Source organism: Bacillus sp. RO2 (assembly GCF_012911845.1).
Taxonomy (GTDB): Bacteria; Bacillota; Bacilli; order Bacillales; family Bacillaceae_I; genus Sutcliffiella_A.
This window is the reverse complement of the sequence record NZ_JAAXCU010000030.1, coordinates 124,409-135,397: the sequence shown is the minus strand read 5'-3', so window position 1 is coordinate 135,397 and position 10,989 is coordinate 124,409. Positions and strand designations below refer to the sequence as shown.

At 39.4% G+C, this 10,989-nt stretch carries 14 protein-coding genes; 4 read left to right on the top strand and 10 right to left on the bottom strand.

Annotated elements, in window-relative coordinates; translation table 11 throughout:
• Positions 1 to 248: 248 nt before the first annotated feature.
• The 4 genes from HF078_RS06565 to HF078_RS06550 form a co-directional block, all read right to left on the bottom strand.
• Positions 249 to 866: an RsfA family transcriptional regulator gene (locus tag HF078_RS06565; protein WP_169290395.1), complete on the bottom strand. Its 618-nt coding sequence runs from the start codon at positions 864 to 866 to the stop codon at positions 249 to 251.
• A gap of 89 nt (positions 867 to 955) precedes the next feature.
• Positions 956 to 1,717 carry an enoyl-CoA hydratase/isomerase family protein gene (locus HF078_RS06560; RefSeq protein WP_169290394.1) on the bottom strand — a complete coding sequence of 254 codons (762 nt, stop codon included), beginning with the start codon at positions 1,715 to 1,717 and terminating at the stop codon, positions 956 to 958.
• A gap of 491 nt (positions 1,718 to 2,208) precedes the next feature.
• Entirely contained in the window at positions 2,209 to 2,382 is a 174-nt protein-coding gene (gene rpmF / locus HF078_RS06555; RefSeq protein ID WP_010193033.1) for a 50S ribosomal protein L32, read from the bottom strand.
• 47 nt (positions 2,383 to 2,429) lie between these two features.
• On the bottom strand, positions 2,430 to 2,945 hold the full coding sequence (locus tag HF078_RS06550; protein WP_168864036.1) for a YceD family protein: 516 nt from the start codon (positions 2,943 to 2,945) through the stop codon (positions 2,430 to 2,432).
• A gap of 159 nt (positions 2,946 to 3,104) precedes the next feature.
• Between HF078_RS06550 and HF078_RS06545 the strand changes: the two genes are divergently transcribed.
• Positions 3,105 to 4,349 (top strand): nucleotidyltransferase, encoded by a 1,245-nt coding sequence (locus HF078_RS06545; protein WP_169290393.1) that lies wholly within the window; start codon positions 3,105 to 3,107, stop codon positions 4,347 to 4,349.
• A gap of 182 nt (positions 4,350 to 4,531) precedes the next feature.
• Here the strand turns inward: HF078_RS06545 and HF078_RS06540 are convergent, their stop codons facing one another.
• Both HF078_RS06540 and HF078_RS06535 read right to left on the bottom strand, forming a co-directional pair.
• Entirely contained in the window at positions 4,532 to 5,557 is a 1,026-nt protein-coding gene (locus HF078_RS06540; protein ID WP_169290392.1) for a SepM family pheromone-processing serine protease, read from the bottom strand.
• Positions 5,547 to 6,344 carry a patatin-like phospholipase family protein gene (locus HF078_RS06535; RefSeq protein WP_169290391.1) on the bottom strand — a complete coding sequence of 266 codons (798 nt, stop codon included), beginning with the start codon at positions 6,342 to 6,344 and terminating at the stop codon, positions 5,547 to 5,549. Before HF078_RS06535 ends, HF078_RS06540 begins: the two co-directional genes overlap by 11 nt.
• 327 nt (positions 6,345 to 6,671) lie before the next feature.
• Between HF078_RS06535 and ylbJ the strand changes: the two genes are divergently transcribed.
• Positions 6,672 to 7,928, top strand: coding sequence for a sporulation integral membrane protein YlbJ (ylbJ, locus tag HF078_RS06530; protein ID WP_481748001.1), 1,257 nt, complete (start codon positions 6,672 to 6,674; stop codon positions 7,926 to 7,928).
• A 56-nt stretch (positions 7,929 to 7,984) separates the two neighbouring features.
• Here ylbJ and coaD read toward each other — a convergent pair whose 3' ends face one another.
• The 3 genes from coaD to HF078_RS06515 form a co-directional block, all read right to left on the bottom strand.
• Positions 7,985 to 8,473 carry a pantetheine-phosphate adenylyltransferase gene (gene coaD, locus HF078_RS06525; RefSeq protein WP_148986628.1) on the bottom strand — a complete coding sequence of 163 codons (489 nt, stop codon included), beginning with the start codon at positions 8,471 to 8,473 and terminating at the stop codon, positions 7,985 to 7,987.
• A 1-nt stretch (position 8,474) separates the two neighbouring features.
• Complete coding sequence (rsmD, locus tag HF078_RS06520; protein ID WP_169290404.1) at positions 8,475 to 9,047, bottom strand: 16S rRNA (guanine(966)-N(2))-methyltransferase RsmD; 573 nt, start codon at positions 9,045 to 9,047, stop codon at positions 8,475 to 8,477.
• Between the two features lie 310 nt (positions 9,048 to 9,357).
• A complete protein-coding gene (locus HF078_RS06515; protein WP_169290389.1) occupies positions 9,358 to 9,675 on the bottom strand; it encodes a hypothetical protein in 318 nt (105 codons plus the stop codon).
• Between the two features lie 94 nt (positions 9,676 to 9,769).
• Here HF078_RS06515 and HF078_RS06510 point away from each other — a divergent pair, with 94 nt between their 5' ends.
• Positions 9,770 to 10,159 (top strand): DUF7147 family protein, encoded by a 390-nt coding sequence (locus HF078_RS06510; RefSeq protein WP_169290388.1) that lies wholly within the window; start codon positions 9,770 to 9,772, stop codon positions 10,157 to 10,159.
• Between the two features lie 84 nt (positions 10,160 to 10,243).
• Here the strand turns inward: HF078_RS06510 and HF078_RS06505 are convergent, their stop codons facing one another.
• A complete protein-coding gene (locus HF078_RS06505; protein WP_060666840.1) occupies positions 10,244 to 10,519 on the bottom strand; it encodes a YlbG family protein in 276 nt (91 codons plus the stop codon).
• Positions 10,520 to 10,650: 131 nt separating this feature from the next.
• Between HF078_RS06505 and HF078_RS06500 the strand changes: the two genes are divergently transcribed.
• Positions 10,651 to 10,983, top strand: coding sequence for a hypothetical protein (locus HF078_RS06500; RefSeq protein ID WP_169290291.1), 333 nt, complete (start codon positions 10,651 to 10,653; stop codon positions 10,981 to 10,983).
• Positions 10,984 to 10,989: the final 6 nt, after the last annotated feature.

Sequence of the window (10,989 nt, the reverse complement as noted above, 5' to 3'; positions counted from 1 at the left end):
GTTCTATTGGACTTTTCAAAGGGATTCTCCTTTCCTTCGGGCGTATAGAACTGTTCTATTGGACTTTTCAATGGGATTCCCCTTTCCTTCGGTCATATAGAACCACTCTATTGGACTTTTCAATGGGATTCCCCTTTCCTTCGGGCGTATAGAAAACAATAAGGAAAAAATTAAGCCCCGAATTTCCAACACAGTACATAACCAAAGAAAAAACCACCCTTCAAAAGGATGGCCTTACTCTGATAATGCTATTTTTCCACTCTTTCCAAATTTCCGTTACGATCCATTTGGAATTTCACTTTTTTGTTTTTTTCATCATCTTGGAGTACAACCATTTTCCTGGCCCGCTCCATAATTTCAATTAATGCACGGTAGTCCTCTTCTACCAAATTCATCGATGATTCCAATTCCAGCTTTGCCTCTGCTATATGTTTAAGGTCAGCTTCTAGCTGTTCCACTTGCTTTTTCAGGCTTTGATTCTCTTCTTTGATTTTTGTATATTCATTTTCTAATTGCTCTAGATGATTTAAGTAACTGATTACAGCTGAAATTGTCAGGTTATCTCCTGCATATAATTTATTATTAATTGCACCAAAATCATTTTCATATGCGACAGGTTGAGGAGCAGCTTGCTCTTTTTTCAACTCTTTACGTTGTTTCTTCGCCAGTTCAATTCCTGTTGCATATTGTTTCCTCACATATGAATTCCACCTAAAACCGCAAGCAGCAGATGTCCTAGAAAGCTTTTTTCCCACTTCCTCAAACGCAGTCAATTGGGTTCCACCTTCTCTTATATATCGTAAAACCACTTCCGCCAACAATAAATCTTCATCTTGAGTCCAAGCATCTTGACGAACAGTAGACATATTGCTATCCCCCTTACACACTTTTTTTACCTATACATATGCGTGTAATAGAAAAGATAGACTACGTGTTGACTAAAATGCCCTGTATTCTATTTTTTCTTACTTTCTAAAAAAGCTTTTACGGCATCGTGATGTTCATCTTGTTCCCAAAGGAAGGAACATTGCTCTATCTCAGCTAGCATTCTTTCTTTTAAAGCTGTCTGTTCCCATCTGGAGATAAAACTCTTTTTGTAGCTTCTCAATACTGCTGAAGAAACTGCGATTTCCTCTTGTAATGACTGGGGTTCAAAGAATGGAACCACTTTTTGGATAAACCCTAACTCCACTGCTTCACTGGCGGTATATGTTTTGGCTGACGTCAACATTTTGATAGCACTTGCATGCGGTATTTTTTCCATCAGCATGCTCGCTCCTCCCCAACCGGTGGTGATACCTAGTCTCCCCTGAACAAATCCAAGTTTTGCATGAGTCAAAGCCCAGCGTTGATCACAGGCAGATGCAATTTCACAGCCTCCTCCTATTGCAGTACCATTAATTAAAGCAACGGTTGGAACCGGCAGCGTCATGAGGTCATATAAGATCCCCCCCATTTTAGAAAGCATGCTGTAGGCGTCTTCTTTCGTATGTAATGCGTGAAATACAGACAGGTCCCCACCGGAGCAAAAAGATTGATTTCCACTGCCAGTGATGATGAAAGCTCGAATGTCCTGGTTCTCTCTTACTTGGTTTATGGCAGACTTTAATTCGTTCATTACATCATAATCAATGGCATTTCGTTTGTCGGGGCGGTTGATGGTAAACCAGTAGTATTGATCATCATCTATGTGAGTGTGGACTTTTGAATCTGTCATTTTTTGTGGACCACCTTTTTTTGGAGTATTGTGTTTATTTTAACTTATTTTTGGTGGGGCGTGGGGGATTTTGTAGTCATAATTATAGGAGGAGAGTGTTGCGTAAGTATCTCTTTTACTATTTTTAGTTTCCTCGATTGAGTTTCTGGCGGAGACTCGGCTTCTCTCCTACCGTTTCCCTTTCCACCACCGCCGTTCGGGCGGAGAGACGGTTTCTCTCCTACCGGTTCCCCTTCCTACACCGACGTTTGGGAGGAGAGACAGCTTCTCTCCTACCGTTTCCCCTTCCTACACCGCCGTTCGGGCGGAGAGATAGCTTCTCTCCTACCGTTTCCCCTTCCTACACCGCCGTTCGGGCGGAGAGACAGCTTCTCTCCTACCGTGCCCCCTTTCTCGACCGTATTCCGGGCGTAAAGAGGTCCCTTCCTTCTCCACATCCATTTTTCAGCGCATAAAAAAAGCACAAGGCAGCAAGCCTCATGCTTTTTTCATTATTTATTTACTACTTCTTTCCCTTTGTAAGTACCGCATGCCGGGCATACACGGTGTGATAACTTCTGTTCACCGCAGCTTGGGCATTCTACCATACCAGGAACTTGTAGTTTAAAGTGTGTACGACGCTTTCTTTTTACAGTTTTAGACGTTCTTCTGAAAGGTACAGCCATTCTTCCCACCTCCTTAAAAAATGAGCATCTACTACATCATGTAATGTCTACTCTTGGTCTTTCTCAAAAAACTTAGCCAGTCCTGCAAGTCTTGGATCCACTTTTTCTTGTGTATCCTCTTCTGAAATGACGCCCCAGTCTTTACCTGATTGGGGAGCTGCTTCTTCCTTATCAGGAGAATCACTGAAAACCTGCATTGGCACTTCTAGGATAATCGCTTCTCGAATAATTGGCATTAAATCGACAACGTCTCCTTCGACCGTATGCAACTCTTCTTCATCCGTTTCATACTCGCCAGGCTGAAATAAAAATGTTTCAGTTGTTTTTATCGTAAAAGGATAGTCCACATCAACCAACGTACGTGAACATGGTAAAACCATACTACCTTCCACAGTTAGATGAAACGTAGCTTTTCTTGAACTTAAATCAGCTCTTCCAGTTACGTGAACTGGTTTGACAGATCGAATTTCACTATGTGCCGTAATTTCACTTACATCAACTGTTTCATCGATTTCTAAACCTTTATGTTGTAACTGATTTAACTGGAATAATGTCCATTTCAACAAGATATTCACCTCAAGGCAACAAAAGTAATTATAGCTTTCGCAAGATTATTTGTCAATATTTTTTCTTTACACTATAATTATAGACATAATAACGTAAATTGAACAAGTATCCAAGTAAATAATTGAATGATGAAATATTGACGGAGTGGGTGTGAGATGAAATCCTTAGGTGTAATTGTGGAGTACAACCCTTTTCATAACGGACATTTGTTTCATTTGACAGAATCAAAAAGACTGACAGGTGCAGATGTTGTAATTGCAGTAATGAGCGGGCAATTTCTTCAACGAGGAGAACCTGCGCTTGTATCCAAGTGGACCCGCACAAAAATGGCACTTTCTAATGGCATCGACATTGTTGTGGAATTGCCGTACGCATTTGCTACCCAGAAAGCAGAAGTTTTTGCTGGTGGCTCGATTTCCATTTTATCTGGATTAAAATGCGATAATGTCTGTTTTGGTAGCGAACAGGGCAACATTCAGGACTTTGAACGTACGATTCATTTAATGAACGACCATAAAGATACGTACGATTTGTATGTTCAGGAGTATATCGCAAAAGGTTACAGCTTCCCGAAAGCTTCTTCTCTCGCCTTCAAAAGATTGACTGAAAACAGAGAAAAAGTGTTGGATTTGACTCAACCCAATAATATTCTTGGGTTTCATTATGTAAAGGCAATACAAGATCAAAAAAGTTCCTTGCAACCTTGCACCATTGAAAGAACAGGGGCTGGCTATCATGATCCTGAGTTCAATGATTCCCCAATTGCCAGCGCAACAAGCATAAGGAAACATCTTTTTGATCATAGTGGAAATATTGAAAAGGTCCGAAGGTTTGTACCGGAACCTACATATAATCTGTTAGGCCACTATAAAGAGCATGTAGGGAGTTTTCATCAATGGGAGGATTATTTCACTCTCCTAAAATACCGAGTTCTTTGTAGCACTCCTTCTGAGCTTTCAGAGATATATGAAGTGGAGGAAGGTCTCGAGCACAGATTAATCCACACTATGAAGGAAAGTTCTACTTTTCATGAATTTATGACCAAGCTAAAAACAAAGAGATACACGTGGACAAGACTGCAGCGAATGTGCACTCATTTACTAACCAACACGAAAAAGGATGCCATGCTGAATGTTTCTTCTTCTAAGCAAAGTGAGTATATTCGCTTGTTAGGTATGACAAAGCGTGGGCAAGCTTATTTGAAGCAAATTAAAAAAGAAGTGGAAATGCCTATTCTCTCTAAAGTGTCTGGTGTGGAAAGTGCGATGCTTGATATGGATATTCGTGCAACCAATACATATGCCATGAAGTTTCAAGAGCCTGCACGGAGTGATTGGATGCTGCAGGAATTTTCCAAACCACCGATACGTTATGATGAACAGGAACGTAGGTTTATATAAAAAGTCCGTCCAATGAACTTTCCCATTAACATTAGTAAAACATTGTTAAATCCCTCGCGATGATGATCTGAGGGATTTCTTTGCGGCTTATTGTGACAATTCGGAATTCGAAAGAATAATTCTTCCAAAAAAAACGCCTCACCACCATGTGTGAGACGTTTGATCTTTTTGACGTTTTCCCTTTATTCACTTTTTGCTTCCAATTGCTCCAAATACTCAATCGCATCTTCAAATGTATCTACAGGCACAATCTTCATGGATGTGTTAATATCCTCAGCCGCTACAAGTGCTTCTTGATAATTAGACCCTTTCACACCTTTTTCATTTGGGGCAAAGAAAATATCAACGCCTGAGTTATCGGCCGCAACAATCTTTTGAGCAATTCCACCGATTCGGAGTACTTCTCCTTTTTCATTGATTGCTCCTGTACCTGCGATTTCAAACCCTTTGGCGATGTCTTCATCCATAAGTTGATTATATATTTCCAAAGAGAACATCAATCCTGCAGATGGACCTCCTATTTGAGCAGTATTGATTGTAATCGGAGGATCCATGGTAATTTCGTAATCAGTTAATAAACTGATTCCAAGCCCAGCACGGTTTGGATCCTCGGGATGCTCTCCTAATGTAATGGAAGTTGTTTTTTCTTCCTCGTCGCGATCAAAAGTAAGATCTATTGTGTCCCCGATATTTTTTTCACCGACCACTTCCATCAATTCCTCTGCGGTCGCTGTTGCTTTTCCATCAATATGTGTTATACGGTCACCAATATCAAGCTTACCTTCAGCTGCTAATCCTTTTTTGACACTGAACACATATACTCCCTTGGATATGAGTTCAACTTCTTTGCCAGCCTTCTCATAAGCTATTTTTATTGCTGTTTCTTTAGAACTCTCCATCATATGTAACTGTCGGTAGTTATACTCTTCGTCTGTCTCATCCTCGGCACGGATCTGGTTGATAGGGAAGATATTTTGATATTCACTTACCTTTGCAAAAGCGTAGGTGAAAATGTTTGCTTTCCCCATTTTTACGGTGGTCAGCATAAAGCTACCTTCGTCTTCATCCCCGCCTTCTACCGATACAAGGGGTCTTAATTCCTGCGCATCACCAGGACGTGTTACATAGTAGGGTAATGTCACAAAATTTAAGACCACTGCTAGCACTATCCCAATTAAAAGTGACCTCATAAAATATCTACTTTTCATGTTGCTGTTTCTCCTTCCACTCCTCTATCGTCTTCTTAATATAGGGTATCTGCAGTCTAGTCGCTTCTTCACCGATTCGAATGATTTCCTCAATGTTGGTAAATGCCCGTGAACTATAGTGAGCAACAGAAGGCCTAATCATGATATCTGCTTCCGTTTCACTTCGTTTTACCAACTCGTTTTGCATAATATCTATTGTTTGCAAAATAACATCGAAAATCGAATCAACCGGTTCATTCGTTTTTACTTGTGAAACGTCAATCGCGATAACAATATCTGCACCCATTTCTTTCGCTACGCTAGCCGGCACACGGTCTACAACTCCACCGTCGACCAACAAACGTCCATTAACTTTTTCTGGAACAAAAATACCTGGAATGGAAATACTTGCCCTGACAGCATCAGATATTGGTCCACTTGTTAAGACTACTTTCTCCGCCTTTTCCAAATCTGTCGTAACGATGGAAAGGGGAATGTCTAATTCTTCAATGTTTTTGTTTTGAGTGAACATGCGGATAAGCTCTTTTACCCGGTTTCCACTTACAAATCCCATTTTCGGAACAGTAAAATCCAGGTAATACTTTCGTTTGAATGCAGTGGCAATTTTATATAGGCGATCCATATCATGTCCCATTGCATAGAAGCTTCCTACAAGTGCTCCCATACTGCTTCCTGCAATCAGATCCACGCTTATATTCTCTTCTTGTAATACTTTCAATGCGCCAAGGTGAGCAAAACCTCGTGCACCACCAGATCCCAATGCGACTCCTACTATAGGTTCATTCAAGTTATCACCTCAAGCTGTGTACAGCCACCTAAAGCTTTACAGCAACCAAATTATCAAGTCCTATACCATTATCCTTTGATTCTTCTAATTTATCATACGCTATTCCTTTTTCTTGGTGAACAAACTGTGAAGACTTGGGTCGTTTTTAGTTCTATTCCACTATCCCTTTTACGTATATTGAAAGGTAGGGTGGTGGGACAAACCTGGTTGCTAATCTAAGGGTAATTATTATTATTCTAACAAAAACCTATTCATTCTTGTACAAAAAAGAAATCAAGTCCTTCTTGATTATTTTCATATGTGAACATATTAGTTGTTTTTATTCTTATGAAGGGGGTTAATCGGTTGGACTATTCGAAGGTCAAAACAGTTTTCTTCGCTTTAATCATTTCCATGCTTACACTATCTCTTATTCTTAACCCTCAAGCATCTTTTCAAGCAAGTGTAAGAGGACTTAATATGTGGTGGGATATAGTATTTCCGTCCCTATTGCCGTTTTTAATAATCAGTGAACTGCTAATTGGGTTTGGTGTTGTGGCGTTTATCGGGGTCCTATTAGAGCCTTTTATGCGGCCACTTTTCAGAGTGCCCGGAGTAGGAGGTTTTGTATGGGCTATGGGCATGGCTTCGGGTTATCCTTCTGGAGCGAAATTAACCGTGAGGCTGCGTCAGGAAAACCAGATAACGCAAGTTGAGGGAGAACGCCTTGTCTCCTTCACCAATTCTTCTAATCCACTTTTTATATTCGGAGCTATAGCAGTTGGTTTTTTTCACAACCCTAAAGTTGGCATAATACTCGCCGCTGCCCACTATTTAGGCAATATTTGTGTCGGGTTGATTATGCGATTTTATGGTCCTTACTATGTTTCCAAACGTCAAGATGACCTGTCTAGAACTCCTCAAAAAATATCGATCAGAAAAGCATTTTCCGAGTTGCACAAAACACGTCTAAAAAACAACAAGCCTATCGGGAAACTGCTAGGGGAGGCAGTATTGTCCTCTGTTCAAACTTTACTTATGGTTGGCGGGTTTTTAATTCTTTTTTCGGTGTTAAACAGCATGCTTTCCATATTTTCTGTTACAGCTATACTAGCCACCCTTATCAGTGTGTTTCTAGGTGTATTTGATATTTCAAAAGACCTTAGCTATCCACTAATATCCGGATTGTTTGAAATCACTCTAGGCGGAAAACTGACAAGCGAAGTAAAAGGGGTCAGTTTAATGGAGCAGATTATCATAACCAGCTTCTTCCTTGCTTTCAGCGGGTTTTCCGTTCAAGCACAAGTTGCAAGCATTTTGGCAGAGTCTGATATCCGCTTCAAACCTTTCTTCCTGGCTCGAATCCTGCACGGTGTCTTTGCAGCTGTTATTACTTTTATTCTATGGCAGCCGTTAGATCAAAGGTTAAAAGGGTTTGAGACTGCTGACGGAGATTTGCCCGTTTTTTCGCCCTATTTGCCGGAAGGATTTTGGGAATCAGTATTTGGTCTGTTCGAGAAATATGGTCCCATTTTTACAATTGCCATGCTTTGGATTTACCTTTTGCTTCTGTTAAAAAAAGTTGTTAAAAATGAACATGCTTAAATGATGTGATTCAAAAAAAGCCGTCATGAAAATTGATTTTCATGACGGCTTTCCTTCTATTCTTTATTATGAAACTTTTTTTTCAGAGCTTCTTCCACTGTCGGCGGAACCAATTCTGAAACTGATCCATTATATTTCGCAACTTCTTTTACAATGCTTGAGCTTAAGAATGAGTACTGGTTATTAGTCATCATGAACAATGTTTCAATACTTTCATCTAATACTCTGTTCATGGATGTAATTTGCATCTCATATTCGAAATCAGATACTGCGCGTAACCCTCTTACAATGGAACGGGCATTTTTGCTGTGTGCATAATCAATAAGCAAGCCATGGAATTCTTCTACTTCTACATTCCCAAATTCTTTTGTCACCTGCTTGATCATATCAACCCGCTCATCGACAGAAAATAAAGGTTTTTTAGATGAGTTATTTAATACACAAACATACACCGTATCAAAAACTTTAGAAGCCCTCTTGATTATATCTAGATGCCCGAAAGTTACCGGATCAAAACTTCCCGGACAAACTGCTACACTTGCCACGTCATTCTCCCCCTTTTTCTCCACTGCTATGGTGGTAAACGGAGATGACCGTCAACCCATAGACTTCCTTTCTTGTTCTTTGAAATGTACCCATCATTTCAGGCAACTCCACTTCATTGCTATGTTCTGCCATGATCTGACCACTTGGTGCCAGAAGTTCAAATTCACTTATTTTATGTATCAACTCTTCTAAATGATGCTTTTTATACGGGGGATCTAATAAGATTAAGTCAAATTTGATTTCACGCTTTTTTATGGCGTTTAATGCTCTGACTGCATCGTTTCGATAAACTTCAACCTGCTCCCCTACTTGAAAGGTTTCTATATTCTGCTTGATTGTCTGGATGGATTTTCCATCTTTGTCGACAAAAATCACCTTGTCCACTCCGCGACTTAACGCCTCTATACCGAGAGATCCGCTCCCGCCAAACAGATCAAGTGCCAAACCTCCGTCAAAATAAGGACCGATCATATTAAACACGGACTCTTTCACTTTATCTGTCGTTGGTCTCGTATTCATTCCCGGAACCGCTTTCAATTGTCTACCTTTCCATTTCCCTGAAACTACTCTCATCTTCTCACCATACTTTGTTTCTAAATTACCAATCATCAATATCCTATCATATTCGACATGAATTTCAAAAGTATTTCTCAGGCTCCATTTTAGTTTTATCAATTGTGTATAGCTTTACACCTTTTTGTTCATACTTAGTGTTAACAACATCCTTTCGTGTGATGTTGTTGCCAACCGCGGAGAAGACTTACGTTTCCCCATAAGTTCTTCCTCCGGTTTCTCCTCTCCCTTTGCCTTCTTAACCTTGATTCGTTTCAAGGGATGGAAGGACCCTGCCCGGACATCCGAGCAGGGTTTTTTTGTTTGGTTATTATGATGGCATATCAATATCCAAGGCATTGTCATGTGTCTCACAGTGGGACAAGCATAATTTTCCCCATTCATGTTGATTCAAGATACCTTTCTGTGAAACATACCCTTCTATTTCCTCAAGACTTCTATCTTCTAAAAGTTTTTCTTCTTCCTTGGTTAAAAGCCCTTCTTGTACAAGATAGTATAAGATTCCTGTTACAAGCATTCCTTTAATAGGCAGCCCCTTATTGGGTGAGGTAGCATTCTTTCCGTAAAAATGATCATGAATATACAAAACGATCAAACATGTTATGAGGAACAAGGTGAACCAAAGCATCGATATACCTCCTTTAGACTGTATATTCGCTTCAATTTTCAAATGGAACATGGTAAAGTATGTGTGAGTAAAGCTCGTTGAGAGGAGAAATAAAATGATACAACGCTTTATTGAACTTGGAGAAGGCTATTCTGATATATATGAACTTATGGAGCTCGCAAGAAGTAATAAAAACAGACTGCAGCATCTCATAATGCTCCATACGGTGAAAAACGAACGAAATCTGTCTTCTTTTGTTGTTGTAATGAAACCTACAAACCCTGGTGATTTTCAAGCTCTTTATATTAGTTTGGAAGGGATTCCAAACCATCAATTCCAACCGAATAAACGCGCTGACCTTTTTCAAGAGCTGGCTAAGGAATTGGATAAAGAAATCATTCAATTCGAGGTAAAACCTACAGAAGTTTTTGCTGAAAAAGAGCTTTATTTTCAATATTTAATTGGAATATTGCGGTTAAATCATTATATTCCCGCTTTAAGGTAATCATGAAACATATCAGTACCATACATCTCTGTATAATAGAAAAAGCAGTACCAAACCTAATTTCTTAAGTTTGTACTGCTTTTTCTATAAGCCCATCTTATAGTCATATTCTTTTGCTTTGTCTGGTCTGGAGTTTTCATAATGAGTTTTAATGGAGGGCTTGTGTGAAACCTCTACCTTTTTGACATAAGATTGTCTATTAAGCTTTTCCACCAACGCTTCCGTATCCTCACTGTTACAATAGAACAGGACATATTTCAATTTTTTTGATATATAGATGACATTTCCATAGCGCCTTAGCAGTTTGGCTTGCTTCAAAGAATGTAGCCATACCACAATGCCTTGTCTTTGTGATAGCATATGATTTACCCCTTTAAAAATATTGATCCACGTTTTTATTATAGTTTAGCATGAATGGAAAAATTATGACATACTAAACGCACACCAATTGGGGAATATTCGATCATTATATAGAAGAAAGGGCGTTTTTCATGGAGTTGGAACAGATATGGGATGTTTTTTTAGAAGAGCTTGATAAAAATGATTTAGTCTTTAGCTGTTTCCGAAAACATGTAGCTGGAATTCCCTTTCTATACGTAGAGGTTGATCTTGAACATATTGATGGTTGGGAGGATAAAGGTATAGCCTTTATTGGAGTTTGTTCAAAAGTAGCGATGCATAAGAAGAAAGTGACAGTGGAAACGCATTTTGTGAGAAGGGAAAAATCTTTGTTTGTTTATAGACACCGCTTCTATGTTCCTCAAGAAAAGATGTTTTGTTGTGGCAATCTTTGTGATGATTGTATTCGGTTAAGAGTAAAATAATTTAGT